The following is a 26,795-nucleotide window of genomic DNA, read 5'->3' on the forward strand; positions in this document are numbered from 1 at the left end:
CGAGAGTTCCTCGTGGCAGCATGAGGGCATGCGCCTTACCGTCCTCGGGTGCTCGGGCAGTGTGTCCGGCCCGGACTCTCCCGCATCGGGGTATCTGCTGACCGGTCCGGACATGCGCCCGACAGTGCTGGATTTCGGTCCAGGGGTGTTGGGTGCGCTGCAGCGCTATGCCGACCCCGGCGCCGCCGATATATTCCTCAGTCACCTGCACGCCGATCATTGCATGGATCTGCCCGGCCTGTTGGTATGGCGGCGTTACCACCCGACACCGCCGGCCGGGAAAGCGGTGGTGCGCGGTCCCTCGGATACCGCTCTGCGTATTGGGCATGCCTCGGCCGAGGTCGGAGGAGAATGCGACGACTGGTCCGATGTCATCGACATGCACCCATGGATCGACGGTGAGCCGGTCGAGTTCGGGCCGGGACACACCGTGACCGCCCGCCGGATGTATCACCCGCCGGAGTCCTACGGTCTCCGGATCGTCACTACGACCGGACGAGTCTTCGCCTACACCGGCGACACTGCCGTGTGCCCGCAGGTACAGGAGTTGGCGCAAGGGGCCGACATCCTGATGGCCGAGGCGTCGTGGACGCACGACCCGGCGAATCGGCCTGCCGGCGTTCATCTTTCGGGAACCGATGCGGGTGTGATCGCCGCGAAGGCCGGGGTGAAGGAGTTGTTGCTCACCCACATACCGCCGTGGACCTCTCGCGAGGATGTGATCGCCGAGGCGAAGGCGCAGTTCACCGGTCCCGTGCATGCGGTGGCGCCCGGCGAGACATTCGATCTCTGAGCTGGTCTCAGCCGGCACGCTCGGTCGGTGCGGTACCCATCGGTGATCGCAGGCCGGACGCGGGCTCTGCGCAGCGCGACACGGGCCGGCCAACCGGCCGTGCCGCGGGTCCGGCACACGACACGCAGTAGGCTGTGGCGGTGTCGAGACGAGCCGATGGCAGGGCGGATGACGAACTCCGCGAAGTCCGGATCACCCGGGGATTCACCACGCATCCAGCAGGGTCGGTCCTGGTGGAATTCGGGCAGACGCGGGTGATGTGCACCGCGAGTGTGACCGAAGGGGTGCCGCCGTGGCGCCGCGACTCCGGATTGGGCTGGCTCACTGCGGAGTATGCGATGTTGCCGGCTGCAACACACACCCGTAGCGGTCGTGAATCGGTCAAGGGCAAGGTCGGTGGCCGGACTCAGGAGATCAGCCGTCTGGTCGGTCGCTCGTTGCGCGCATGCATCGATCTGGCCGCCATCGGCGAGAACACCATCGCCATGGACTGCGACGTCCTGCAGGCCGACGGAGGAACCCGGACCGCCGCCATCACCGGTGCCTATGTTGCGTTGGCCGATGCGGTGACCTTCCTCGGTGCGGCGGGCGCTCTGGCCGACCCACAACCGATTTCGTGTGCGATCGCCGCAGTGAGTGTCGGCGTGGTCGACGGCCGGGTGCGTTTGGACTTGCCGTACGAGGAGGATTCGCGGGCCGAAGTCGACATGAACGTGGTGGCCACCGATACCGGAACGCTGGTGGAGATCCAAGGCACCGGCGAGGGCGCCACCTTCCCGCGCTCCACGCTGGACAAATTGCTCGATGCTGCGCTCGCCGGCTGTGAGCAGCTGTTCACCGTGCAGAAACAGGCCCTGGCACTGCCGTACCCCGGGCTGCTTCCCGAGCCGATCGACGCGAAGAAGAAGTGATGCCTCGTCGTGTCCTCCTGGCCAGCCGCAATGCCAAAAAATTGCACGAGTTGCGCCGCATTCTCGAGGGCGCAGGACTCCATGACATCGCGGTCGTCGGGTTGGACGATGTTTGCTCGTATGCCGAGGCTCCTGAGACCGGTGCGACGTTCGAGGAGAACGCGCTGGCCAAGGCGCGCGACGGCGCTGCGGCCACAGGATTGGTGTGTATTGCCGACGATTCCGGCCTCGAGGTGGACGCCTTGAACGGGATGCCGGGCGTGCTGTCGGCACGGTGGGCGGGCGAGCACGGCGCGGATACGGCCAACACTGCGCTGTTGCTGGCGCAACTCGCCGATGTTCCGGATGAGCGGCGCGGGGCGCGGTTCGTCTCGACCTGTGCTTTGGTGGTGCCCGGAGGTACCGAGACCGTGGTGCGGGGTGAATGGCGCGGTTCGATCGCGCGGGAGCCGGCGGGCGATGGAGGTTTCGGCTACGACCCGATATTCGTCCCGGCGGGTGACACCGTCACGGCCGCGCAATTGGCGCCCGGCGTCAAGGACTCGGTGTCGCATCGCAACCGGGCGCTGATGCAGTTACAAACCGCCCTGGCTGAGCTCGGGGACTGACCTCGGGCCGGATCGGGCACGGCTCCGGATGTAGGTCACAGACCGAAGTCCTGCTTGACCCGTTTGGCATTGACATGCTCGACGAAGAAGGACAGCAGCGGGATGGTTCCGGCGAGCAGAGTGCCCACCGTGCGCAGCACCGGCCAGCGGACTTTGACCGCAAGGTCGGCTGTGACCAGCAGATAGATGAAGTACACCCAACCATGGACCACGGCGATCCAGCTGGGCGGGTGCGCGCCGAAGCCGTACTTGGCGATCATCTCACCGGTGAGCAGCAGCAGCCACAGGCCGGTGATCCAGGCCAATGTGCGATAGCGCACCAACGCCGCCGCGATCTTGGTGACCTCTGCCGGGGGGGTGGACGCAACAGCGGTCTCGGTGGAATTGTCACTGGTGGTCAACCGGCGCTCCTCTCGTGGGTGGGCTGGCTCGCCATTCGGACCTGCGCGGTGCTGTTCTCGGCGCTGTGCGCGGTGATGTCTTCGGCGCTGTGCGCGGTGATGTCTTCGGCGCTGTGCGCGGTGACGTCCTCGGCGTAGAGCGCCGCGAGGTACCGGTTGTACTCGGTGAGCACAGGGTCCTCGTCCCGAGTAGCTTTCGGGCGCTCGGGCAACAGACCAGCTGGGATCTCTCGGGTGCCGACTGTTTTCGCAGCGCGCTCCGACACTGCGATCGCGGTGCCGCTCTGGGGGGCGCCGTCCTGGGCGACGGTGTCCGCGCTCGCTTCCCGCTCGAGTCGGACGAACCGAAGGTAGGCGAAAACGGCAAACCCCGCGAACAACGGCCACTGCAGTGCGTAGCCCAAGTTCTGCCCGGTGCCGCTGGCGGACTCGAATCGCTCCCACTGCCACCAGGCCAGCGCCAAGCACCCCAGCGTGGTGACGATCACCAGCGCGACGAGAGCCGGGCGATTGTGTGCCGAGCGGCGTGAAGATGCGGACACGGACTCTACGGTACCCGTCCTACTACGCGGACCGTAGAGCCAGGTGCGCGCGTGGGCAGTGGGCTCGTGAGGTCGTGGTCAGAATCGGTAGGTCACCCTGGTCCGCTGCTCGGACTGTGCCCACAATTGCTCCCACAGGCGCTTGTTCTTCGACAAGCGAGTAGAGGAGGACTTCCCCACCGGTCCCTGGGTCCCGAAAAAGCGAGTCGGGCCCCAATAGACGTCGGGGTCGGCATCGGGCATGGTCGCGGCGAACAATGTGGAGTGTGCGGCCATCGCGGGCGGGTGCCCGACCAGGCGGATGAACGGCTTGGTGACATAGTCGAGTGGGGTCTCGGTGTGGGCGAACAGATCGGTGGCCGCCGCGCCGGGGTGCACGGCATAGGAGCGTTTGGCCGATCCGGAGTCGCTCAGCCTGCGCTGCAGTTCCCGCGCGAACATCAGATTGCACAACTTGGCCTGCGCATAGGCGAGGCCCCGAAGGTACCGCCGGTGCTCGTAATCGAGGTCGTCGACACGCAGTTTCGGGGCCATCAGGTGCGCGATGCTGGCCAGCGTCACCACGCGGTCGGCGATCCGATCCAGCAATAGTCCAGTGAGCGCGAAGTGCCCCAGGTGGTTGATCCCCCACTGAGCTTCGAACCCGTCCTTGGTTCGCGAGAACGGCAGATTCATCACACCCGCATTGTTGATCAGCACGTCGAAGGCATCGCAGTCGTCGGCGAACTTGCGAATCGAGGTCGAGTCGGACAGATCCAGTTCGGCTACCCGGACGTCGCCGTCGATGCGAGCCGCGATCTCCTGCGCTGTGGTCGTATTACGGCAGGCCATGATCACGGTTGCGCCCTTGGCTGCGAGGACTTCGGTAGTCACCGAGCCCAAGCCGCCGTTTGCGCCGGTCACGACGAAGGTGCGCCCGGATTGATCTGGGATTTCTGTAGGTTTCCACGCCATTGCACCGACACTACCGGGGGCGATCGCCCCCGGGAGGGGTCTGGGTTGTCGGTGCATGGCAAGTGGGCGGGTGACGATTGCGTTCGCCATCCCGGAGTGCGATCAGGGACACGTGTTCAGTCCCCGAACCATGGTCGTTTTTTCTTCCGGTGTGACCCAGAGATCGTAGGCCGCCTTCACCTGAATCTGCCTGGTGAGATACGCGCAGTGGAAGTTCTTGTTCGGTGGCAGCCAGTCCGCGGCGTCGGAGTCGCTCTTGGCTTGATTGGCGGGGCCGTCCACGGCCAGCAGATTCAGGGGATCGTTGGCGAGTGCGCGGCGGCGTTCGGCCGAAAGCTGCTGCGCTCCTTTCTGCCATGCGTCCGACAACGCGACGACATGGTCGATCTGCACCTGGGCCGAGGTCTTCGTGCCGCGCTCGAAGCCAATGGTCTGCCCGGTGTAGGGGTCCTCGAGTGTTCCCGTCGCGACGACACACTCGCCCGACTTGAATGTCACCTCGGTCAAGTCGCGTTGCAAAATGTCGTTTCGAGTGTCGCAACCATTGTTGCCGCCGGGAACCGAGACCTTGTCGGTCCACGGAGGCCCGAATTCGTCACGATCGTAACCGGTTTGCGCGGCGCGGTCGGCGACTCGAAGGGAACTCAAGACGTCCAGGGCCCGGCTACTGGGAATCGAGGCAAGTGTGGCCTCGCACCCTGGGTTGGCGGGATCGCACTCCGGTGCAGCGTCATCACCACCTGGGTCCAGATAGTAGACACCCAACCCAGCGAAGACCGCGATTACGAGGGTGAGTAGTGCCAGTCGCTGCTTCGGGGCGATCGTCATCGAACATCCTCACGTCGACCCCCCTGCGTAACTGTGACCGTCGACAAGATACCTGGTAGCGGTATCGGTCGAAAACCATGGGTGTCTGGGGAATTCGATGTTTCCGGATCGGGGCGCAGACCGGCCTGGGCCGCCTCGAGGTCCGGGTCGACGCTACTGGCCGTCGTGTGCTTGTGCCGTAGGGGGAATTCCGGTATCGAGGAAGAGCGTCAGGCGATCGACGCGTGCCGTGTGCTCGACACAGCGCTGCAAATGATGCCCGATCAGGGCGCTGGTGATCGTCGTGTCGGGGGATTGTTGCACCGCACGTTCGCACAATGTCGAATGCAATCGGTGACCGAGCGCCTCCATCGATCGTCCCATCGGTTCGGCGGCTTCCGTCGGCGGCTGCTGCCCCGCCACGGCCCGGCCGGCGCGCGCCGTGCTCTGCGCCGACAGCTGCCCCATTGCGGCAAGGATGCCGAGAATCGGTTCTCGTGCAACATGTTCCGGGTGGCACTGGTACACGCGATCGGCTATCTCACTGGCGAGCCGTCCGACCAAGGACAGCTCGCTGGCGATCTGGATCGCGGTCACCACCCGCCGCAGGTCGCGCGCGACCGGCGCCTGCAAGGCGAGTAGCACTACCGCACGCGCTTCGCAGGCGCCGTGCATCGCGCGCAACTGCTCATCGAGAGCAAAGGCTTCGTAGGTCGCGGTGAGATCGGCGTCGACGAGCCCGTCGGTGACCCGCGCTACGGCGTCGTGGGCGAGAACGCACATCCGCGTCAGATCGTTGGTCAACGCGATGAGCTCGGAAGTGAACTGGGTCCGCACCGCCAAATTCTCGCCCATCGGCGGGCGCCAGGGTGATCCTTCGTGGGATGTCCGTGGGTGAACGAGGTAGGGATTCGCGTACACGGCGGATGGATCGCATGGTGCGCAGACCAGCGTCCGGCCGGACGCTAAGAGTTCGCTGGAATCATGGAGGGATGACGCGTCTGCTGGCCCGACACTGGACGACCTCGGTTCCGCTGTTGGCCGCCGTGGTCTTGGCGATCGCGTGGGCGACCCACCCGTCGGGATCTGCTGTGATCGTGTTGGTGGTCGCGCTCGCCGGGGCGGTGCTGTCGGCCGTGCAGCACGCCGAGGTCGTGGCGCATCGCGTAGGGGAGCCGTTCGGATCGTTGGTTCTGGCAGTTGCTGTCACCGTGATCGAAGTCGGACTGATCTTGACATTGATGGCTTCCGGTGGTCCCGATGCTTCGTCATTGGCTCGCGATACGGTATTCGCGGCGGTGATGATCACGTGCAACGGCATTTTCGGCTTGTCGCTACTCGTGGGCGCCCTGCGACGACGAGTTGCGGTGTTCAATGCCGAGGGCACCGGCGCGGCGCTTGCGACGGTGGCGACCTTGGCCACCTTGAGTCTGGTGTTGCCGACATTCACCACCAGTAGGCCAGGGCCGGAGTTCTCCGGGTCGCAGCTGGTCTTCGCGGCAGTCGCGTCGTTGTTGCTGTACGGATTGTTCGTGACCGTGCAAACCGTTCGGCACCCGGATGATTTCCTCCCGGTCGAGGAGAGCGAACTCGAGCACCACCATCATGCGCCCCCGTCGATACGCACCACCTCGCTGAGTATGGCGCTGCTGATGGTCGCACTGGTCGGTGTCGTCGGTTTGGCGAAGATGGTGTCGCCCGCGATCGAGAACGACGTGCGCGCCGCAGGTCTGCCCCGCTCGGCAGTCGGTGTCGTGATCGCGCTGCTGGTGTTGTTGCCCGAGACGTTGGCCGCGCTACGCGCCGCACGCCGCGATCGCGTCCAGATCAGCTTGAACCTTGCGTTGGGTTCTGCGATGGCCAGTATCGGTCTGACGATTCCGGCGATTGCCGTGGCGAGCATCTGGTTGCACGGTCCACTGGTGCTCGGGTTGGGTGCGACCCAAATGGTTCTCCTGGCGCTGACGGTGGTCGTCGGCGCACTCACGGTGGTGCCGGGTCGCGCTACGCTCCTGCAAGGCGGTGTGCATTTGGCGGTGTTCTCGGCTTTCGTGTTTCTCGCCGCCAGTCCTTGACTCGAGCGTTCGGCGGCTCGAGCGGATCGGGCGCGCACCCCGTGCGCATTCGGTGTGCCGGTAGGCGTGGCAGCACCCGGTTGCCATTTCGGTTCAGCGGGGGTGTCGGGCCTCGTAACGGGCGCGTTCCAGCTCTCGTTGGCGCACCTTGCGCGGGTTTTCCAGATCCGCTGGCAACCCGTGCTTCGTCAGCCGATGCGCCCGGTTCATCGGCATGAACGCAACCGTATAGAACGTTGCGAGCAACACGGCGAGGCAGGTCGTGGCAGCCCGTAGCCACACCTCGCCAGGGATCAGGATAGCCACCACGAACAGTGGGCTGAGCGGTACCAACCCGCGCACTACGTGCCGGGCAACCGCATATCTACCGGTCAGGTCGTTGCGCACCCAATCTCGCATGGAGTCGGGTAGTCGGCGTCCGAATGCGTAGCCGATCCATTGAACCGGGTTGGGGCGGCGCTTGTCTCGCGTCATGGTTGTGCTTCTCCGTCGGTGGCGGTGAACGAATCGGACCAGCCGTCTGCGGTGAGTGCCGCACGGCGGGCCGCGTCGTTCACCCGGGTGAGTACGTCACGGAGTTCTTCGACGTCGGCCATGGTTACACCGAGACGCTGTACAACTGCGGGCGGGATCCGTTCTGCACGCGCGCGCAGTGCGGCTCCGGCCGCGGTCAGCTCCACCACCAACGTGCGTTCGTCTCGACTGTCGCGGCGCCGAGTGATCAGTCCGGCGCTTTCCAAGCGCTTGAGCAGCGGTGACAGCGTCGGCGAATCGAGTTGGACGGCATCGGCTATCGCCTTGACCGACATCGGCGCCTCGCCCCAGAGTGCCAGCATGACCAGGTACTGCGGATGGGTGAGCCCGAGTGGCTCGAGGAGTGGTCGATAGACCGCCAGCACTGCGCGATTGGCCACGGCCAGCGCGAAGCACACCTGTCGATCCAGCTGCAGTGGATCATCGATCTCGATCTCCATTGCCCTTCCTCGTCGGCGGTTCTGGGTTGTCGGTCGGTTCTGCCGGATTGATTTCGTGCATGAATACTTCATGCACAAACTATCATCGGTGACACCTCGGGTGAATTCCAGGTCCACACGTCGGTCGTCGTTATCGTGGGTCGCATGCATAGCGACGCGGGTGAGCTGCGCATCGACGAATGGGACGTCGCCCGTGGCTTCGCACTGTGCGGAATTCTGGCGGTCGACAGCTGGCGGATCACCGGCTTGGCCACTACCGACGAGTGGGGCGTGATCCTCCCAGCGAGGCACGTCTTGGCCGTGGTCTTCGAAGGACGGTTCCTACCGATCTTCTCGTTTTTGTTCGGGCTCGGATTCGCCGTGCTGCTCGACCGTGCGGTCGAGCGCAGTGGCCGTCCGCGACTCGTGTTGGCCCGCTATCTGATCGCACTCGGGGTGCTCGGTGTGGTTGTCCAGCAGGTCCAACCACGAGCGATATTGTTGCCCCACGCCTTGGTCGGCTTGCTGATGTTGTTGCCCGCGGTGACACTTCCGGGATGGATGGTCGCGGTGGCAGGAGTAGTCGGTACTGCCGGCGTTGCGTCCACTTTCGGTGGAGAGTTGGCCCTGGTGCCGGGCGTGTGCCTGCTCGGTATGGCCAGCGCGCGGTTCGGGCTTGCGAATGTGTTGCGTGCAGGGCGGTGGCGGATCGGTGGGGTCTTCCTCGTCGCACTGCCTGCCGCAGTCGTGGCGAGCACGTGGGAGTCGCGCACAGCGAATCTCGAGCTGTGGTCGGGACCGACGACGGCGGTGGCTGCCACACTCGGCGCTCTCGCCTACTCGACCGGGCTTCTGCTGTTGTTGCGAAGCGAACCGGGGCAGGTGCTCGCGGAGGTTCTTCGGCCGCTGGGCCGGATGACCGTGACCAACTATGTCGGCGGCACAGTGACGATCGTGCTCATCGCACCGCACCTGAAACTGTCCGGCTCCAGCGACTATGCGACACCGTTGGGATTGGCGGTGGGGGTCGTGCTGGGACTGGTGCTCGTGAGCGCACTGTGGTTGCGGGTGTTCGCCTACGGGCCGCTCGAATGGGCATGGCGTTGCCTCACCTGGTGGACAGTGGGCGCCTTCTGGCGCAGCCGCAAGCCCGAGTACCGATCCTCATAGGGAGGAGGGGGATTCACTCGCTGAGTTCAGGTTTCGGCCGGGCGCCGCATTCCCTCGGCCATCGACGTCGGATCGGCGATCGTCAGATTCCGGCGACTCCGGCCAGCTCCCCGATGCCATAGGTGACTGCCATCGCCAACGCCCCTCCGACAACCACCCGCACTACAGCGCGACCGACCGAGCTTCCGCCCAGCCGAGCGCTGACCGACCCGGTCAGCGCCAGTGCGGTCAGTACGGCAGCGAAGGTCACTGGGACGCGCACACTGGTCGGCAACAGCACGATGGCCAGCAGTGGGAGCAATGCGCCGAGGACGAAGGCCACAGCCGATGCACCAGCCGCCCACCAGGGGTTGGTCAGCTCGGTGGGATTCAGACCCAGTTCGGCCTCGGCGTGCGCGGTGAGCGCGTCATGCGCGGTGAGTTCTTCGGCAACTGCGCGTGCGGTCTGCGGGGTCAACCCTTTGGCTCGGTAGATCTCGGTGAGTTCGACCAACTCGTAGTCCGGATCGTCGCGTAGCTCCCGACGCTCGGTCGCGAGCAGTGCACGCTCGGAGTCTCGTTGGGTGCTGACCGAGACATATTCGCCGACCGCCATCGAGATCGCTCCGGCCGTCAGGCCCGCAATTCCCGCGGCGAGCAATGTCGAGGTATCGGTTGTCACCGCCGCGACGCCCACGACGAGGCCGGCGGTCGATACGATGCCGTCGTTGGCGCCGAGCACGCCGGCGCGCAGCCAGTTCAGTCTGGACGCGAAACTGTCGCCGTGTGGTTCGTGCGGACTCGGGCCGGGTGTGCCGATCGTGCGGTCCATGTCGCCGACTATGTCATGCGGTCGATTCGACGGTCCCACTGCGACGCGCAGACGTCTTTCAGGACAGCGAATTCGGCGCTGGGCGGAGTATCGTCGAAGTGGCGGGCGCATCACCCGTTCGGCCGATATTCCTCTCTCGCAGGTGATCCGCGACCGACTCCACAGGAGACTCCATGGCAGGCGATTGGAACACCCAGATCATCGAAGAATTTCGCGCCAATCACGGCAAGGTCGGTGGTTTCCTCGCGGCCCATGAGTTGTTGCTGCTCACCACCACTGGCGCCAAGTCGGGGCTGCGGCGGACAACTCCCTTGGTATTCATTCGGGACGGTGACGATATCGTCGTCGTTGCTTCCGATTCCGGAGCCGCCACCAATCCCGCCTGGTTCCACAATATCCGGGTAAATCCCGAGGTGACCCTCGAAGTCGGCGGCGAGGTCGTCCAGGCCAGGGCTGCTGCGATCACCGAGGGCCCTGATCGAGACCGACTGTTCGCCGCGATGGTCGAGGAGATGGACAGGTTCGCTGGCTATCAAGACCAGACCGACCGAGTCATTCCGGTCGTCAAGTTCACCCTGCACTGAACGAGGTGGTCCGCCTCGGGATGCGCGCCGGCAGATGGTGTGCCAGGCGGTCCGAGTGTCAGCCGGCAGCGATCTCCGTGATCAGCGTTCGGTCGCTGCCGGTCCGGGTTGTAATGAACTGGGTGAACTCACTCGGCTGTTCACCGGGAAACTGTTGGGTCAGACGAACTTCCCACCGTGCATGGCCTTCGGCGCTCTGTCCGGCCGCGGTGATGAGCACGCAGTATCGGGTGCCGAGCGGCACCAGGTCGATGCCACGCTGTATCTGGTCGGCTGTCGACACCGCTGCATCCGGGGCGACCACTGCCCGGGCACGATACCCGGAACGTTCTGCATAGTAGGCGTATTCGAAGGCGAGGATGGCATCCGGACCATTGCCGGTGCCGCCCGGGGCAGTGCCGGAGACGGTGTCTCCGGTGCGCTGTTGGGCACACCCTGGTGTCGCGATGGCCGATGGTGAGTCGGCGCCCACAGTCGGGGTTGCAGTGACCGGTGCCGAACCACCCGGCGTTCGTGCGGCGGTCGTTTCCTTCGCAGGAGTATCGGACCCATAGGCGATGGTCAGTGCGATCGAGCCGGTGGCGACGGCGAGCCCGAGCACGATCAATACCAGCAGCGGTCTGCTGCCACGCTGCCCATCGGGCGCGCGCCGCGCGTGCCGAACCGGAGCGCCGGGGTGGGGTCCGGATCGATTGACGATCCCCGGTGTCCGGGACTGGTCGTTGTCGGGTTTCGGCGACTGCGGTGCGGCCGATGACGTCGGCTCGATCGGTACACTCGCCTGCCGTGCGGCAGGGGAATGCGAGTGCATGTCGGTCGAAGGCGCCGTGTCGAGCCATTGCGCCCACTCGCCGAACTGGGGTCTGGCGCTTTCCTCGTATGAAACAGCCAGCCGCGCAGTGTCTTCGGCTTTCGGCTCGCGGCGGCGAATCTGTGCGCGCCGGCCAGGGCGGCGACGGCGCTTCACCGCCTTCTTCGACGGGGTGCGCAGCATCGGGAGGCCGGTATCGAACGGGTTGTCGGGAACTGGGCCGTGTCTCGGGTCGTGCTCCTCAGTCGGCGTCATCGTCGAACTCGCCCAACACCGGAACCACCGTGGTTCCGGTAGCAGGAACTGTCACCCCGAGTTGGCCGTCGCGCGGCTTGTGTTGTTCGTCGCTTCCAGCCGAGGGTGGCGCCGGTGGCACCATCATGCCGCCGGCTGGGCCGGGGTGGCCAGCGTGATCGGGCTGGCCAGGATGGCTGGGGCGAACAGGCGGCGGTGGTGCGGAGTCGACCATGGGGGGCGGGCCGCCGGGGGGCGGCTTGGCATCCATCTGAGGCAGGTCCGGCTTCGCGCTGGACAGTGCATTGCCGAACGGGGGGTTGCCGAACGGGGGGTTGCCGGACGCGGAGTGGCCGGGTGGGGCGAACGCGCTGGTTCCGGTCGAGGGTTCGGAATCCGGTGAGCGGTCGAGGGCGTCGAACAGCTTCGCGGAGTCCGTCGAATCGCCGTTGTTGGCCGCCGAATTCGCATCGGAGCCGGGGTCGACCAGTTCCGGAATCGCCGATGCCGCCACGGTATCGATCGCATGAATGCCGACCTCGGTGATCTTGTCGATGAGGTGGGTGCCGATATCGACTCCTGCGGTGATGGCCGTGGTGGCGAGCTGTACGCCGGCGGCGATGAGCTGCTGCTGGAGTTGCAGTTGTGCGGCCAGCGCCGGGTCCATCGGTTGCTGCCTGGCCGCTGGAACCGGTTCCGCGGGGTCGGGGAGAGATCGGCCCGGGGAGTTCTGCTCAGGGATCCGATCGGTGGTGGTTGCCGATGGCGTGGTGATCGTCAGTGGCCCCATGTCATCGAGCTTCCGGACGTGGTCGTCCATCTCGGACCGGGCGGTGGTCACGGTGTCGATGGCGTCGCGCAATGCTTGGGCACCGCGGACGACTATGGCGTCGGTCTCGGGGGCCGACGTCGCATTGTCCAGAATCGTTCGTGCGTCACGCCGGAACTCGGCAATGATCTCCTCGACACGCTTGGCTGCGTATCCGGAGGTCGCGTGTGCATCGGCCAGGACCGACAGATAGGCGGGGCCACGGTCGGAGATGTCGCCGATCTGGGTCTGCGTCGTGCGCAATGCGGGTACCGTGGCATCGGCGCCGCGCGAAGTCCACGTCGACTCCAGCGCGTGCAGTCCGTCACGGTGCGGGCCTTCGGAGTCGACCACCTGCGCAGTGGCGGATGAAAGTGCCTCGGTAGCAGTCACATCGGGTGCTTCGGCGCCGGAACCGAGTGTAGCGCGCAAGGTCAGCAGCGGACCGACCAGAGCGGCGATGATCGGCGGGTCCACGCCCGGCTCGGCGCTCGGCGGGCGCGGGTTCTCCGCCGCCGGTTCGGTGGCGGAAGTTCGTTTTCGTAGTCCCATCATGGTTCTCACACCTGCGTATGGTCGGTCCGGCTGATAGCGGTCGCCGTCGTCGCGTCGATGTCGCTGACATGCTCGGTGTATTCGCGCAGTACGTGACCATATGCGCCGACCAACTGCCCCGCGGTCGACAACGCCTGGGCGTGTTCGGACACCGCCGCGGTGAATCGCGCCGCGAATTCCGCTCCGACCAGCCCGAGATCGGTGCTCAGCTGCTGCGGGTGCACTGCACCGGAGACGACCGCGGCCGCCGATGCCAATTGTTCGGACACCGCGTCCGCAATCGCGGTGTAGGCGGCCACTGCCGCCGGGTCGAGTCCGAGTGTATCCACCATTCCCCTCCCAGATCTCGGGCTGTCGTTACCACACCATGACCGACACTCATCGCCCAGGGTACTGTGCCGGTGGGTGCTGTGCCTCGAATCTCGGAGGGTCCCTCTGGTCGGGGACGGTCGGGGAGACCATCTCACCATCGCTGTTCGCGTGGAGCCAGCGCCGCAATGCCCGTCGTGCCGGGGTCGGACAAATGCGCTGCGAGCAGCCGCACGCGTACCTTCTGTTCGGCCGTGGTCTCTTCGGGGTGATGGATTTCGATGCTCAACCGGTTGTCGAACGTGCTGACGATGATGGTGCCACTCAACTGCTGGAGTCGGTGCCCGGTCTTGTCCGGCTTGCCGAGCATGATGGAGCGGAAGTCGGTGACGCGCAGCCCGTCCGGCATCGTCGGCCGACGCACCCGCCCCCAGTTGGTCGCGAGCACCACTCCGTGTTCATGGGGTGGGGGGCCGGCGGCGATCTCCGGGATGTGCAGAGGGGTTTGCTGCACGATACCGACATCCAGACCGCGGCGCAGCGCGCCACTGATGTCACGCGCCAGGTCGCTCAGTGACGCGTCGGGTCCGGGCGCCGGCACGAAATTTTCGAAGCCGAGCACGTTGGTGCCCTCGGTCATGCCGATCGGCGGCCGCACTCGGGTGCGCAGATCCACCGAGTAGGTGTACCTGAGTTCGGCCAGGGGTAGTCCCCGTAGTTCGGCCTCGGTGAGCAGGATCGCGGCGGAGGCGAGTCCATTGATCGTGGTTCGTTCCCGCCGCCCGAGCGCGACCAGCGCCGCGGTCTGCTGTGAGCTCAGTCGACAGCGCGCCGTGCGCGGAAGAAGATAGTCGGGATCGATCGGGGTGGACGTCATTCGGGTGGCGCCCGCGAGGCGAGGTGGCATCGCCGGTAGATCGATCTTTTCGACCCCGCGCTCGTAGAGCAGATCTTCGATCGACCGCGGAAATCCCCCTGGCGTCGTTTCGCGCACTCGGCCGTGAGTGTGGTCGGAATATCGCGACCACAACTCACCGAACACCTCCAGCGAGTGCGAAGCATCAGCGATACTGTGGTGAGTGACCAGTGTGACGGCTGCATGGTCACCATCGCGCACGACACACAACGCGCCGAGTGCTCGCCGCTGATCCAGTCGGGCGCCGGTGAGCAGGTACTCGGGGTCGCCATCGGCGACCGACATCTCCGGCGGCGTGCCGGGCGATTCGAGCAGCACGTGTCCGCCGTGGTCGTCCTCCACCAGTCGTGCGCCGAGGACCGGGTGGGAGCGGAGCAGAGATTCGAACGATGCGGCCAGCGCAGTCAGGTCCAACCGACCCGTCACCCGAACCGAATAGCCGACGAGGACTTCGCTATTGGCGAAGATCGCTTCGCTCGGCGCCAGCGGACGGATGACGGTCGCTGCGGTCATGTCGGTTCCTCCACCTGAGCCTGTCCCCGAGGCCGGCCGGCAACTCGGACGCGCCGAGCTGGCCGGAACTGCGCCTCTATCGTGTATCGGGGAATCCGGCAGCGTTGTTTCCCGTCGTCGCCGCAATTTCTCATCGTTGCCGCAATGAAACCTTGCTGCGCAAGCAGTCGTCAGCCGGAACCTTGTGCGTGTTCGGTAGGGCTAGAGCGATAATATAGAGCGATCCCCCCGAGGAAGTTGTCGTCATGACCGAACTCGTTACCTACCAGCTCGGCAACGGCGTAGCCACGATCACGCTAGACGATGGCAAGGCGAATGTCATGTCCGAGAAAATGATTCGTGCTGTCGCCACTGCATTCGACCGTGCCGAGGCCGATCGGGCAGTCGTCCTGCTCACTGGGCGGCCAGGCATGTTCTCCGCAGGCTATGACTTGGCGACTTTCTCTCGATCCGAGGACGAGATTCGCCAGACGCTGCGCGCGGGTGGAAATCTGATCCATCGTCTACTCGGATTCCCGCTGCCCGTGGTTGCCGCCTGCTCAGGGCACGCGATCGCTCAAGGGGCCTTCACGTTGCTCGCCGCGGACGTGCGCTTCGGCATCGCGGGAGATTTCAAGCTGGGTTTGAACGAGGTCGCGATCGGACTGACCATTCCGCATTATGGGGTCGAAGTCGCGCGGCATCGACTCACCAGGCCAGGGTTCGACCGTGCGATGAACACCGGCATCCTGGTGGGCCCCGAGGAGGCGAGGGAGCTGGGCTTCCTCGATGCCTTGGTCGCCGACGCGGACGAGTTGCACACGCGTGCAACAGCGGAAGCCCACAGGTTGACCGAAATCGACCTCGGGGCGCACGCCTGGACCAAACTACGGGTGCGCGCCCAGGTGCTCACGGCAGTACGCTCCGGTATCGATTCGGAGTTCGGCGCCTAGGGCGGGTCGGCCGCACGCGGTGATCTATATCACGTTCTGAGGCTACCCTGAGTAACCGTCCATAGGTTATGCTCTGCACATCAAATGCAAATATGCGCATACATTATGGGATGCGCGCGCAATACGGTGACGCGAAAGGTTTTCGAGGCGATGGGACGTGGCAGCGAGCATGGAGATGGCCATGCACACGGGCATGGGATCTCGGGTTCGGCCGACCGTAGGTGGCTGATGGTTGCACTGGCTCTGATCGTCGGTTTCATGTCGATCGAGGTCGTGGTCGGCATCATGGCCAATTCGTTGGCGCTGATCTCCGATGCGGCGCACATGCTCACCGACGCAGTCGCCATCGTGCTCGCACTGGTCGCCATCCGGTTCGCCGCCCGCCCCGCGAGTGGCAAATACACCTATGGCTTCAAGCGCGCCGAGATTCTGTCCGCTCTGGTCAACGGCGCCACTCTCCTTCTGCTGGCCGCCTGGCTGCTCTACGAAGCCATACGCCGACTTCTGGAACCACCCGAGGTGACCGGTGGACTCGTCCTGGTGACTGCGCTGGCGGGTGTCGCCGTCAATGTCGTGGCCACCGTCGCGATCAGTCGGGCCAACCGTTCCAGCCTCAATGTCGAGGGCGCCTTCCAGCACGTGCTCAACGACCTGTACGGCTTCATTGCCACCGCAGTCGCTGGCGCGGTCGTGATGACCACTGGATTCGCCAGAGCGGACGCGATCGCCACGCTGATCGTGGTCGCACTGATGGTGAAGGCGGGATACGGACTGGTTCGTGAGTCCACGCGGATCTTCCTGGAGGCCGCGCCCGCGGGCATCGATCCGGACGAGCTCGGCGGTCACCTGGTCGATGTCGAGGGAGTCGACGAAGTGCACGACCTGCACGTGTGGCAGATCACCTCCGGCGACATCGCGTTGTCCGCGCATGTCCTAGTACAGCCCGGCGCCGATTGCCACGGTTTGCGCCAACGGGTCGAGCGACTGCTCGCCGACGACTACGCCATTACCCACACCACCTTGCAGGTCGACCACAGTCGGGCGGTCGCCGGCTCGGCGGGCGCCGATCTGCGGCGTCGTCTTCCGGTGGTATCGCAGCATTGCGCCGAGGCGCACGGCCTGGTACACCGCGACCAGTTGGTGAACGTGGCCGGTTGATGTCCTCCGCCGGGCGAATGTCGACTACCGTGGCAGGATCTCGGCGAACTCGATCGGCACGTGCGCGGGACCGCGCAGGTCGACATGGTCTCGATATGGCGGCGGGTCCACCGTCAGCTTCGGCGATTCGACCCGTTGCACCAACCGGGTCAACGCCACCCGTGCTTCCAGGCGTCCCAGCGGCGCGCCGAGACAGAAGTGGGCGCCGAGCCCGAAAGTCAAGTGATGATTGTTCTTCCGCATCGGGTCGAACCGATCAGGATTGTCGAACTCCGCCGGATCGCGATTGCCCGCGGCAGTGAGCACGATCAGGGTATCGCCTCGCCGAATGTTCATCTCGGGAATGTCGTCGGCGGCGACGCGCGGCACGAACTGGACCGGCGGGTCGTAACGCAACGTCTCCTCGACCACGGCTTCGGCCCGGCTTGGGTCCGCACGAAAAGCATCCAGTTCACGCCGATTGCGCAACAGGGCCAACATGGCATTGGCGATCAAGGTGACTGCGGTCTCGTGCCCGGCGACCAACAACAGAACACACGTCGAGTTCAGCTCCGCACGGGTGAGCTTGTCCCCGGCATCCTCGGCGGCAATCAATTCGGAGAGCAAATCTTCACCGGGAGCATCGCGCCGCCGCTCGACCAGCTCGTCGAAGTAGGAGATCAACGCAACCCCCGAGGGCTGCAGCTCGGCGGGGTCGCCGGTGTATCGGGCGGCTGTTTGTGCCGATGGGTCCAGCGCACGGCTGGCCAGTACGGACCAGATGTGCAGCCGAGCCTCGTCCTCGACCGGGACGCCGAGCAGCTCACGGATGATGGTCATCGAGATCGGGTACGCAAAATGATTGACGACATCGAGAGTGCGGGCGCTGGCGCGCTGGTCGAGCAACGTATCGGCGAGCTCGGTGATCCGTGGCTCCAACCGCTGCACGATGCGCGCGGTGAATGCTTTCGACACCAACCGACGGAGCCGAGTGTGGTCGGGCGGATCCAGGAACAAGAACATCGGACTCGACGCGACGTGCCCGTCCCGTTGCGCGGCACCGGTGCCTTGCAATGTGTCACGCCGCAGTTGTGACAGGGTGCGATCGGACCGCACTCGCGGATCACGCAACACCGCACTGCAGTCGGCATAGCGGGCGATGACGGCGGCGGGCAGGTTCTGCACCCGGAAGGGACTGGCTTCGCGCAACTGTGCGAAGAGTGGATAGGGATCCGGACGCACGGAAGGATCGAGCATCCGCAACGTGTCGCTTACGCTTGCCACCACAGTCCCCTGTCCGACCCGGGTGTTTCGGGTTCGTCGACGGACATCACCACAGTCATGCTAATCCGCTGTGGGAGCGGATTCGGGCAGAGTTCGCAACTATCTGGCAACACTGCCCGGGTGTCGATGCCAAGCTGTTAGCGCCGCGGCCTGCAAAGTTGGATACGACCGTCCCGTGGATGGTCGGTGTGGATCGCTGCTGTGCGCCGACCCGGCATAGCCAGTGGCCGGCGTCGTCCAGCGCAATCGGATCAGGCGATAGCCGCAAGCCGCGCCGCGTTGGCGGCTTCGTCGTCGGCTGCTCGGTTGGCGGTCAGTTCGGCCGCTACCCGGTCACGGTAGCGGCCGATCTCCCGTTCGGTCTTTTCGGCGTCCCAGCCGAGGCGGGCGCCGATCAGCCGGGCGACGTGTGGGGCGGCGGCGAGTCCACGATCGTCGGCTTCGATGGAGATGCGGCAGCGGCGAGTGAGCACATCGTCCAAGTGCACAGCGCCCTCATGAGTCGCCGCGTACACCACCTCGGCGCCGAGGTACTCCGGTGCTCCTGCCAGCGGCATGCCCAGATCGGGCTCTCGGGTGATCAGATCGAACAGTTCGGTGACCACCGAACCATAGCGGCCGAGCAGGCGTTCGACCGTGGCCCTCGGTAACCCGGTGCGCTGGGCGAGACCGTCGAGGTCGGCGACGAGTTCGTGATAGCCGACCGCGCCCAGCAGCGGTAGATGCTCGGTGACCGACGGTGCGACGGCTCGGCCGAGCCCCGCGACCGCGGCGTCCACCACATCGGCCGCCATCACCCGGTAGGTGGTGTATTTGCCGCCGGCGATCACGAACAGCCCGGGAACAGGCTCGGCGACCGCGTGCTCGCGCGAGAGTGTCGCGGTATCGGCCGACGCGCCCGATAGCAGTGGGCGCAGTCCCGCATACGTGCCGACGATGTCGTCACCGGTGAGCGGCTCGCGCAATACCTGGTTGATCTGGTCGAGAAGGTACTGCACATCGGCATTGCTGGCCGCGGGGTGGTTCTTGTCCAGTGACCAGTCGGTGTCGGTGGTGCCGATGATCCAGTGGCGATACCACGGGATGACGAACAGCACGCTCTTTTCGGTGCGCATGATCAGTCCGGTGTCCATATTCAGCCGGTGGCGGGGCACCAGAATGTGTACGCCCTTGGACATGCGGACCCGGAAGGGGAATTCGACGCCGGTCAGCTGGTTCATCTCGTCGGTCCACACGCCGGTCGCGCTGATCACTCGGCGTGCACGAACGGTATGGGTCCGGCCGGTCTCCATATCGGTGACCTCCGCGCCGACGACACGCTCCCCTTCGCGCAGCAATCCGGTCACCTTGGTACGGGTGAGCACGGTGGCGCCGTGCTGGGCCGCGGTTCGGGCGATCATCATGGTGTGGCGGGCATCGTCGACCTGTGCGTCGAAATACCGAATGGCACCGGTGAGCGCCTCTGCGCGGAGTGCCGGCGCCAACTCGAGGGCACGAGTACGAGATAGATGCCGATGCATGGGCAGTGCACGAGCGCCGCCGATGGTGTCGTAGAGGGCGACGCCGGCCCCGATGTAGGCGCGCTCCCATACGCGGTGACGCAGCGGCAACATGAACGACACCGGACGCACCAGATGGGGGGCGAGCCGCTGCAGAAGCAGGCCGCGTTCTTTCAAAGCCTCACGCACCAGCCAGAAATCGAGTTGCTCGAGGTAGCGCAGGCCTCCGTGAATGAGTTTGCTGGAGCGGCTCGAGGTGCCCGCGGCGAAATCCCGGGCCTCCACCAGGGTGGCAGTGAGTCCGCGTGATGCCGCGTCCAAGGCGGCGCCTGCGCCGACCACGCCACCGCCGATGACGAGCACGTCGATCTCGGTGTCGCCGAGTGTGTTCACCGCGTGGGCGCGGTAGTTGGAGTCCAATCGTGCGGACACGGTCGTTATGTCTCCTCGTTCGGTGATGGTGATTTCAGCAATCGTGGTGTTCGTTCGGCCGCCGGGTCAGTCGTCGACATCGATCCAGTCGAGGGTGCGATCGACTGCTTTCTGCCAGCGCGCATAGCCTTGCTCACGCTGCTGCGGCGACCAGGTGGGCTCCCAGCGTTTGGCCTCGTGCCAGTTCTGCTCGAGTTCGTCGGTGTCGGTCCAGAACCCCACGGCCAGTCCCGCAGCGTAGGCGGCGCCGAGTGCAGTGGTCTCGGCGACCTCGGGGCGCGAGACCGGCACACCGAGGAAATCGGCCTGAAGCTGCATGCACAACTCGTTCGCGGTAACGCCGCCGTCCACGCGCAATACGTCCAGTCGCACCCCGGAGTCGGCCTGCATGGCCTCGACCACGTCGCGGGTTTGGTAGCAGATCGATTCCAGTGTGGCCCGCGCAAGGTGGGCGTTGGTGCTGTAGCGGGACAGACCGACAATGGCGCCGCGCGCGTCGGAGCGCCAATACGGCGCGAACAGACCGGAGAACGCCGGGACGAAATACACACCGCCGTTGTCCTCGGCCTGTCGAGCCAGTGATTCGCTCTGCGCGGCACCGGAGATGATGCCCAGCTGATCGCGCAGCCACTGCACGGCCGAGCCGGTCACCGCGATCGAGCCCTCCAGGGCATAGACCGGTTTCGCCGAGCCGAACTGGTAGGCAACCGTGGTGAGCAGGCCGTGCTGGGAACGTACGATCTCATGTCCGGTGTTGAGCAGCAGGAAGTTTCCCGTGCCGTAGGTGTTCTTGGCCGATCCGGGACGAAAACAGACCTGTCCCACAGTGGCGGCTTGTTGGTCGCCGAGGACCCCGGACAATGCGACTGCTCCGCCGAACGGTCCATCGGCACGAGTGGTGCCGAACAGATTCGGATTGGCCGACGGCGCAATTCGCGGCAGCATGGTGCGCGGGATACCGAACAGGGACAGCAGCTCGTCGTCCCAGTCCAAGGTTTCCAGGTTCATCAGCATGGTACGGCTGGCATTGGTCGGGTCGGTGGCGTGCACACCACCGTCGACGCCCCCGGTGAGCTGCCACAGCAGCCAGCTGTCGGTGGTACCGAACAGCGCGTCGCCGCGTTCGGCGTCCGCGGCGACGCCTGGAATATTGTCCAGGATCCAGCGCAGTTTGCCGGCGGAGAAGTAGGTGGCCGGCGGAAGCCCTGCCGTGCGCCGGATGACATCGCCGTGTCCGGCGCGTTCGATCTCGGCGACGATCCGATCGGTTCGAGTGTCCTGCCAGACGATGGCGTTGCCGTACGGGCGCCCGGTCTTCCGATTCCACACGACGGTGGTTTCGCGCTGATTGGTGATGCCGACGGCGGCCAGATCGCTGGCAACGAGGTCGGCCTTGGTGAGGGCGGTCTGGATGACCGCCCGCGCTCGTTCCCAGATTTCGGTCGGGTTGTGCTCGACCCAGCCCGGGTGCGGCAGGATCTGTTCGTGCTCGAGCTGGTGGCGGGCGACTTCGTTGCCTCCATGGTCGAACACCATGAAGCGGGTGCTGGTGGTGCCCTGGTCGATAGCGCCGACGAATTGGCTCATCGTGGTCCTTCCCTGACAGATGACGGCCCTGACAACTGACGGTGCTACTCCCATGGGGGCGAGTCCCATGGGGGCGAGCGCGGCCATGGTGAACGGAACCCGACCATGGTGGACAGAACCTATGCCGGAACGCCGCAGCGATACATACTGGGCGTTCGACAATGTCGAACAGCTCGAGCACTGGTCGCCGACAGGGGAATGGTGCAGCTCACACATTGTCGAATGCGGACCTACCCGATAGGTTTCCCGGCATGCCGGGCCCGATCCAGTCGATCGAGCGGGCGGCAGCCGTGCTGCGGCTGCTGGCCCGCGGCTCCGGCCGCCTCGGTGTCGGCGAAATCGCCGGAGCCCTCGATTTGGCCAAGCCGACCGCGCACGGCATCTTGCGTACCTTGCAGGGCGTCGGGTTCGTCGAGCAGGACCCGACGAGTGGGAGGTACCAACTCGGTGCGGCGTTGCTGCAGCTGGGCAGCAACTATCTCGACGCCAACGAGCTACGTTCCCGGGCGATCAATTGGGCCGATGCGCTGGCTGCGCGTACGGGCGAATCGGTGCGCATCGGTGCCTCGATGGACGGCGCGGTCGTGGTGGTCCATCACGTGTTCCGGCCCGACAACAGCGACCAAGCGCTCGAACTCGGCGAACGCTTGCCGCCACACGCCGCCGCGCTGGGCAAGGTGCTGCTGGCCTACGACATCGAGCTGGCCACAGCCATGCGCGATGGTGACTTGCCCGCGCACACGCACCGCACACTCGTCGATCGTGCCGCACTCGGCCGGGCGCTCGCCGAGGTGCGAGGTGTCGGATGGGCCGGCGACGTAGAGGAATTCCGAATGGGACAGGCGGGCATCGCGGCCCCGATCCGAGGGCGCGGCGGACTCGTCGTCGGCGCCATCGGCATCACCGGTGCAGTGGATCGGTTGTGTGACGCGCACCTGCGGCACCGGTCGGCATTGGTCGGCCGAGTACTCGACGCCGCACGAGCGATATCGAGGGATCTCGGTGCGGGGTAGTGAGTTTCGCTGGATCGACGTCCGCCGAACGTCGACGAGGAGCGGTCGAGAATGACGCAACAGTATGTGCTGGCCATCGACCAGGGCACCACCTCCACCCGGTGCATCTTGTTCGATCGGCGCGCCCGGTTGGTCGGCGTCGCGCAGCGCCCGCACCACCAGCACTATCCGCGACCGGGGTGGGCCGAGCAGGACGCGATGGAGATCTGGCGCAATGTCGAGCGAATCGTCCCCCAAGCACTGCGGGATTCCGGTGTCGCCGCGCAGCAGATCGCCGCGCTCGGCATCGCCAACCAGCGCGAAACCACCGTCGTCTGGGACCGCCGCACCGGCCGGCCGATCCGGCGGGCAATCGTGTGGCAGGATGTGCGGACCGAAGAATTGGTCGGCACACTGCAGCGGCGTGTGGGCGCGGAGCAGATCCGTCGACGATGTGGTTTGCCGCTGGCCACCTACTTCGCGGCGCCACGCCTGCGCTGGATTCTGGACAGTGAACCGGGCCTGCGAGAGCGCGCCGAGCGCGGCGAAGTGTTGTTCGGCACCATGGAAACCTGGCTGATCTGGAACCTCACCGGTGGAGTCGACGGGGGGCTGCACCTGACCGATGTCACGAACGCCAGTCGCACACTGCTGATGGATCTGAGCACCCTTACCTGGAACGATGATTTGTCGACCTTCTTCGGCATCCCGGCGGCGATGTTGCCCCGGATCCAACCTTCGACCGCACCGTACGGTGTCACCAGTCGAGTAGTGCCCGGAATTCGGATCGCCGCCGCGCTCGGCGATCAGCATGCCGCACTCTTCGGTCAAACCTGTTTCGCCCGTGGGGAAATCAAATGTACCTACGGCACCGGTGGATTCCTGATGATGAACACCGGAAGCGAGCTGGTGCGCTCCGAGCACGGCCTGCTCACGACGATCGGCTACCAGATCGGTTCCGAGCCGGTATACGCATTGGAGGGACCGATTGCGGTCACCGGATCACTCGTGCAATGGGTTCGGGACAACATCGGCCTGGTGGCCAGCGCGCCGGAGATCGAAACTCTCGCTCGTAGCGTCGACGACAATGGCGGCTGTTACATCGTGCCCGCCTTTTCCGGGCTCTACGCACCGTATTGGCGCAGCGACGCTCGCGGCCTCATCGCTGGGTTGACCTCCTACATCACCAAAGGTCACATCGCTCGGGCTGTGCTGGAGGCCACCGCGTGGCAGACCCGTGACGTGGTGGAGGCGATGAACGCCGACTCCGGTCTGCGGGCCGAAGCATTGCGCGTGGACGGCGGCATGACGGCGAACAACCTGCTCATGCAAATCGTGGCCGATGTATTGGACCTCGCCGTCCTGCGCCCGTTCGTCGCCGAGACCGTCTCGCTCGGAGCGGCATATGCCGCGGGGCTGGCTGTCGGATATTGGCCCGACCTCGAGGGGTTGCGCAGTAACTGGCGCCGTGCCGCGCAATGGGTTCCGCGGATGGAGCCGGCGCACCGCGCCGACGAGTACGACAACTGGAAACGTGCGGTCGAGCTGGCCTCCGGGTGGTTGCGCACCCCGCCGCACGATCGGTGAGCGAGACCGGCGTGACAAGTCGAGTAGTCGACTACCCGCGACATCCGAATGTCGGTCTGCAGAATCGGTCACCACAATGTTTCCGCTACAGGGTTTTGGAGGAGTTCGGATGGCTGGATATCGCGATTGGTTGGCGCCTGCGCCGAATCCGGAGCCGCCGTTGGACAGTCGTCGCACCGAGGGTGGGAATACCACGCGCGATCCAGCGACCGCACGCGCACAACCGTGCCGGTCACGCGTACCCGCTGTGCCGGCACGAGTGAAACCCGGCGCACCCGGCGCACTGCACCGTGGTCGTCGACTCGACGTAGGTGACGAACAGACCCGAGCGGCGGCGCGGCGTTTCGCCGAGTCGGCGGTGCGGGTGGTGCTCGAGGCACTCGATCGGCGCAGGCCGGTGTCGCAGTTGAAGGTCGTCGCCGATGCCACGGTCGTCTCGGCGGTACGCACGTTGATCGGTGGGGATCTGGTGCCGGGTCGTCGCAAGGGGGTCGCGGTACCGGTGCGAGTGGGTGTGGTGTTGGTCGATACCAGGACCGCCGAGGTCTACGCCGGATATACCAGGGGCGGACGTCATTTCGCGCTGGCGGCGCGAATTGCTCGGACCCGTACCACCGGCTGGCGGCTGACAGCGCTACGGGTGCGATGACGGCGCCGGCCGTGTCGGTCGGCGAATCGGGTGCTACCGAATGGAACCGAGCAGCGTAGCTGCTATCGAGTGGAACCGAGCAGCGTAGCTGCTACCCAGGGGACTCGAGCAGCATGGCGATGACGTCCGCCCATTGATCGATGGTCGTGGTGGCCACGCGTTCGGTCGTGCGCAACGGACGAGACATCGCGATACCGCGCAGAATCGCCACCGTGAGAGTGCGGACGGCTGGATACCGTGGGTGAACCACGAGGTCGGGACCGAACAGCGTGTCGATCACCCGGTGCAGGTCGCGTCCGGCGTGCTGTTCGGCCGCATGCAGCGCGGTGGCGAGCGCGGGATCGGTGCGTGCGGCGGCCCACAGTTCGAATTCGGCCTGTGCCGCGGGGCGGGCCATCGACTCGTACACCGCGCTCAGGGCGCGCACCACCGGATCGGTGTTCTCGCCGAGCCGCTCCGCGACCTGGTGCACTGCGGCTTCGTTGAGGGTGACCAGGTGGGCGACCAACTCGGGAACCAACGCAGCCATGGTGGGGAAGTGGTGCAGTAGGGCCCCGCGGCTCACGCCCGCTGCACGCTGGACAGACAGTGTGGACAGGGCGCGGTAGCCCTGAGCGGCGAGCAGGTCCGCAGCGGCATCGAGGATACGGTCGCGGGTCGCTCGTTTCTGTCTCGCACGAGATCCTTCCATTCGGTTACCTCCGTTCCGGCTCGGTGTCGGGATCGACGACCAGTTGACAGTCAGTATTGACTGTCAACTGGTCGGTGCACCACACTGTGGCCACCAGGACTAGCGCCGATGGGTATCCGGGGCTAGCACCGAGTCGAAGGGAACAGTAATGACCAACGGTGAAACCCGAACCGACGACGGTTCGGCCGCGTGGTATCGCAACTGGTCCGAGGGGCCGGAGTCGCCCTGGGCGGGCCGGACCGAGCCGGAAGATACCTGCGCGTATCGAACGTTGACTTACGAGCGTGACGGTCGCATCGCGCGCATTACCTTCAACCGGCCCGAGAAGGGCAATTCGATCACCCCGGACACGCCGCACGACCTGGCACATGCGGTCGAACGCGCCGACCTCGACCCGCGGGTGCATGTGATCTTGTTGTCCGGACGCGGCAAAGGGTTTTGCGGTGGCTATGACCTGAGCATGTTCGCCGAGCAGAGTTTCTCGGTAACCCGCGAGTCGCACGACGCGACGGGTACGGTGTTGGATCCGGTGGTGCAGGGGCGCAATCACGACCCGTCCCACAACTGGGATCCGATGATCGATTACGCGATGATAAGCCGATACAACCGTGGCTTCGCCAGCTTGATGCAGGCGAACAAGCCGACCGTTGCCAAGCTGCACGGTTTCGCAGTCGCGGGCGGCACCGACATCGCACTGTTCGCCGACCAAATCATCTGCGCCGACGATACCAAGATCGGATATCCGCCGGCGCGCGTGTGGGGCATCCCGGCCGCGGGTATGTGGGCGCACCGACTCGGGGATCAGCGAGCCAAGCGACTGCTGCTGACCGGCGATTGCCTGACCGGCACTCAGGCCGTCGACTGGGGTTTGGCGGTCGAATCCTGGCCCGCCGACGAACTCGATGCGCGCACCGAGGATTTCGTCGCGCGCATTGCCCGCATGCCGGTCAATCAGCTCATGATGGCCAAACTGGCGCTCAACTCGGCGCTGTACGCGCAGGGCGTCAACACCTCCGGGATGATCAGCACCGTTTTCGACGGCATATCGCGGCACACGCGTGAAGGCCACGAATTCAAAGCGCGTGCTGCCACGGTCGGATTCCGTGAGGCGGTTCGAGAACGCGACGAGCCGTTCGGCGATTACAAGCGCAGTGGACCCGAGCGGTAGCCACCTCGAGCCGAGCCCTGTCGGGTGATACTGCCCGTGTCGGGCGCCGGTGATACTGCCCGTGTCGGGCGCCGGTGATACT

Annotated in this window: 27 protein-coding genes and 1 pseudogene; 12 read left to right on the plus strand and 16 right to left on the minus strand. The window is 65.6% G+C overall.

Annotated features, from left to right (window positions below; translation table 11 throughout):
• Window positions 1-28 precede the first annotated feature (28 nt).
• The 3 genes from K940_RS0116610 (at window position 29) to rdgB (ending at window position 2,312) form a co-directional block, all read left to right on the plus strand.
• Window positions 29-793, plus strand: coding sequence for a cyclic nucleotide-degrading phosphodiesterase (locus K940_RS0116610; protein ID WP_028478475.1), 765 nt, complete (start codon window positions 29-31; stop codon window positions 791-793).
• A 140-nt stretch (window positions 794-933) separates the two neighbouring features.
• Window positions 934-1,704: a ribonuclease PH gene (rph, locus tag K940_RS0116615; RefSeq protein WP_028478476.1), complete on the plus strand. Its 771-nt coding sequence runs from the start codon at window positions 934-936 to the stop codon at window positions 1,702-1,704.
• Window positions 1,704-2,312 (plus strand): RdgB/HAM1 family non-canonical purine NTP pyrophosphatase, encoded by a 609-nt coding sequence (rdgB, locus tag K940_RS0116620; protein WP_028478477.1) that lies wholly within the window; start codon window positions 1,704-1,706, stop codon window positions 2,310-2,312. The genes rph and rdgB overlap by 1 nt, the downstream gene beginning before the upstream one ends.
• Window positions 2,313-2,347: 35 nt before the next feature.
• Here rdgB and K940_RS0116625 read toward each other — a convergent pair whose 3' ends face one another.
• From K940_RS0116625 to K940_RS0116645, 5 genes and pseudogenes are all read right to left on the minus strand, one after another.
• Window positions 2,348-2,713, minus strand: a complete 366-nt coding sequence (locus K940_RS0116625; protein WP_028478478.1) for a DUF3817 domain-containing protein — start codon at window positions 2,711-2,713, stop codon at window positions 2,348-2,350.
• A 125-nt stretch (window positions 2,714-2,838) separates the two neighbouring features.
• Window positions 2,839-3,255: pseudogene (locus tag K940_RS28660) on the minus strand (transcriptional regulator); the annotation flags it as partial.
• Window positions 3,256-3,333: 78 nt separating this feature from the next.
• Window positions 3,334-4,209, minus strand: coding sequence for an oxidoreductase (locus K940_RS0116635; protein ID WP_028478479.1), 876 nt, complete (start codon window positions 4,207-4,209; stop codon window positions 3,334-3,336).
• 102 nt (window positions 4,210-4,311) lie between these two features.
• Window positions 4,312-5,037, minus strand: a complete 726-nt coding sequence (locus tag K940_RS0116640; protein WP_036528894.1) for an HNH endonuclease family protein — start codon at window positions 5,035-5,037, stop codon at window positions 4,312-4,314.
• Between the two features lie 153 nt (window positions 5,038-5,190).
• Window positions 5,191-5,871 (minus strand): PhoU domain-containing protein, encoded by a 681-nt coding sequence (locus tag K940_RS0116645; protein ID WP_036528897.1) that lies wholly within the window; start codon window positions 5,869-5,871, stop codon window positions 5,191-5,193.
• A 137-nt stretch (window positions 5,872-6,008) separates the two neighbouring features.
• Here K940_RS0116645 and K940_RS0116650 point away from each other — a divergent pair, with 137 nt between their 5' ends.
• Window positions 6,009-7,091: a calcium:proton antiporter gene (locus K940_RS0116650; protein WP_028478482.1), complete on the plus strand. Its 1,083-nt coding sequence runs from the start codon at window positions 6,009-6,011 to the stop codon at window positions 7,089-7,091.
• 93 nt (window positions 7,092-7,184) lie between these two features.
• Here K940_RS0116650 and K940_RS0116655 read toward each other — a convergent pair whose 3' ends face one another.
• Window positions 7,185-7,565, minus strand: coding sequence for a DUF5313 family protein (locus tag K940_RS0116655; RefSeq protein ID WP_028478483.1), 381 nt, complete (start codon window positions 7,563-7,565; stop codon window positions 7,185-7,187).
• Window positions 7,562-8,065, minus strand: coding sequence for a MarR family winged helix-turn-helix transcriptional regulator (locus K940_RS28665; protein ID WP_051407273.1), 504 nt, complete (start codon window positions 8,063-8,065; stop codon window positions 7,562-7,564). Before K940_RS28665 ends, K940_RS0116655 begins: the two co-directional genes overlap by 4 nt.
• A 144-nt stretch (window positions 8,066-8,209) precedes the next feature.
• Here K940_RS28665 and K940_RS28670 point away from each other — a divergent pair, with 144 nt between their 5' ends.
• Window positions 8,210-9,214: a DUF418 domain-containing protein gene (locus tag K940_RS28670; protein ID WP_036528900.1), complete on the plus strand. Its 1,005-nt coding sequence runs from the start codon at window positions 8,210-8,212 to the stop codon at window positions 9,212-9,214.
• A gap of 82 nt (window positions 9,215-9,296) precedes the next feature.
• On the opposite strand, the gene K940_RS0116670 is transcribed toward K940_RS28670, so the two are convergent.
• Window positions 9,297-10,025, minus strand: coding sequence for a VIT family protein (locus K940_RS0116670; protein ID WP_051407265.1), 729 nt, complete (start codon window positions 10,023-10,025; stop codon window positions 9,297-9,299).
• A 173-nt stretch (window positions 10,026-10,198) separates the two neighbouring features.
• On the opposite strand from K940_RS0116670, the gene K940_RS0116675 reads away from it, so the two are divergent.
• Window positions 10,199-10,609, plus strand: coding sequence for a nitroreductase/quinone reductase family protein (locus tag K940_RS0116675; RefSeq protein WP_028478485.1), 411 nt, complete (start codon window positions 10,199-10,201; stop codon window positions 10,607-10,609).
• Between the two features lie 58 nt (window positions 10,610-10,667).
• Here the strand turns inward: K940_RS0116675 and K940_RS30895 are convergent, their stop codons facing one another.
• The 4 genes from K940_RS30895 to K940_RS28680 form a co-directional block, all read right to left on the minus strand.
• On the minus strand, window positions 10,668-11,675 hold the full coding sequence (locus K940_RS30895; protein ID WP_051407266.1) for a hypothetical protein: 1,008 nt from the start codon (window positions 11,673-11,675) through the stop codon (window positions 10,668-10,670).
• Window positions 11,662-13,017, minus strand: a complete 1,356-nt coding sequence (locus K940_RS0116685; protein WP_231390406.1) for a hypothetical protein — start codon at window positions 13,015-13,017, stop codon at window positions 11,662-11,664. Before K940_RS0116685 ends, K940_RS30895 begins: the two co-directional genes overlap by 14 nt.
• A gap of 5 nt (window positions 13,018-13,022) precedes the next feature.
• Window positions 13,023-13,349: a hypothetical protein gene (locus K940_RS0116690; protein WP_231390407.1), complete on the minus strand. Its 327-nt coding sequence runs from the start codon at window positions 13,347-13,349 to the stop codon at window positions 13,023-13,025.
• A 131-nt stretch (window positions 13,350-13,480) separates the two neighbouring features.
• Entirely contained in the window at window positions 13,481-14,755 is a 1,275-nt protein-coding gene (locus tag K940_RS28680; RefSeq protein WP_051407267.1) for a hypothetical protein, read from the minus strand.
• A gap of 245 nt (window positions 14,756-15,000) precedes the next feature.
• Here K940_RS28680 and K940_RS0116700 point away from each other — a divergent pair, with 245 nt between their 5' ends.
• Both K940_RS0116700 and K940_RS0116705 read left to right on the plus strand, forming a co-directional pair.
• A complete protein-coding gene (locus tag K940_RS0116700; RefSeq protein WP_028478488.1) occupies window positions 15,001-15,687 on the plus strand; it encodes a crotonase/enoyl-CoA hydratase family protein in 687 nt (228 codons plus the stop codon).
• Window positions 15,688-15,837: 150 nt separating this feature from the next.
• Window positions 15,838-16,845 (plus strand): cation diffusion facilitator family transporter, encoded by a 1,008-nt coding sequence (locus tag K940_RS0116705; protein ID WP_036528902.1) that lies wholly within the window; start codon window positions 15,838-15,840, stop codon window positions 16,843-16,845.
• Window positions 16,846-16,869: 24 nt separating this feature from the next.
• Here the strand turns inward: K940_RS0116705 and K940_RS0116710 are convergent, their stop codons facing one another.
• From K940_RS0116710 to glpK (K940_RS0116720), 3 genes are all read right to left on the minus strand, one after another.
• Window positions 16,870-18,108, minus strand: a complete 1,239-nt coding sequence (locus tag K940_RS0116710) for a cytochrome P450 (protein WP_231390408.1) — start codon at window positions 18,106-18,108, stop codon at window positions 16,870-16,872.
• Between the two features lie 251 nt (window positions 18,109-18,359).
• Window positions 18,360-20,039 (minus strand): glycerol-3-phosphate dehydrogenase, encoded by a 1,680-nt coding sequence (gene glpD / locus K940_RS0116715; protein WP_028478491.1) that lies wholly within the window; start codon window positions 20,037-20,039, stop codon window positions 18,360-18,362.
• A 66-nt stretch (window positions 20,040-20,105) separates the two neighbouring features.
• On the minus strand, window positions 20,106-21,626 hold the full coding sequence (gene glpK, locus K940_RS0116720) for a glycerol kinase GlpK (protein WP_028478492.1): 1,521 nt from the start codon (window positions 21,624-21,626) through the stop codon (window positions 20,106-20,108).
• 251 nt (window positions 21,627-21,877) lie between these two features.
• Here glpK (K940_RS0116720) and K940_RS0116725 point away from each other — a divergent pair, with 251 nt between their 5' ends.
• From K940_RS0116725 to K940_RS28685, 3 genes are all read left to right on the plus strand, one after another.
• Complete coding sequence (locus tag K940_RS0116725) at window positions 21,878-22,639, plus strand: IclR family transcriptional regulator (RefSeq protein ID WP_028478493.1); 762 nt, start codon at window positions 21,878-21,880, stop codon at window positions 22,637-22,639.
• 51 nt (window positions 22,640-22,690) lie between these two features.
• A complete protein-coding gene (gene glpK / locus K940_RS0116730) occupies window positions 22,691-24,205 on the plus strand; it encodes a glycerol kinase GlpK (protein ID WP_028478494.1) in 1,515 nt (504 codons plus the stop codon).
• 109 nt (window positions 24,206-24,314) lie between these two features.
• Window positions 24,315-24,854: an Rv3235 family protein gene (locus K940_RS28685; RefSeq protein ID WP_051407268.1), complete on the plus strand. Its 540-nt coding sequence runs from the start codon at window positions 24,315-24,317 to the stop codon at window positions 24,852-24,854.
• A gap of 91 nt (window positions 24,855-24,945) precedes the next feature.
• On the opposite strand, the gene K940_RS0116740 is transcribed toward K940_RS28685, so the two are convergent.
• Window positions 24,946-25,545 (minus strand): TetR/AcrR family transcriptional regulator, encoded by a 600-nt coding sequence (locus K940_RS0116740; protein ID WP_028478495.1) that lies wholly within the window; start codon window positions 25,543-25,545, stop codon window positions 24,946-24,948.
• Window positions 25,546-25,693: 148 nt separating this feature from the next.
• Here K940_RS0116740 and K940_RS0116750 point away from each other — a divergent pair, with 148 nt between their 5' ends.
• A complete protein-coding gene (locus tag K940_RS0116750) occupies window positions 25,694-26,713 on the plus strand; it encodes a crotonase/enoyl-CoA hydratase family protein (protein WP_028478496.1) in 1,020 nt (339 codons plus the stop codon).
• Window positions 26,714-26,795: the final 82 nt, after the last annotated feature.

The organism is Nocardia sp. CNY236 (genome assembly GCF_000482385.1).
Classification (GTDB): domain Bacteria; phylum Actinomycetota; class Actinomycetes; order Mycobacteriales; family Mycobacteriaceae; genus Nocardia.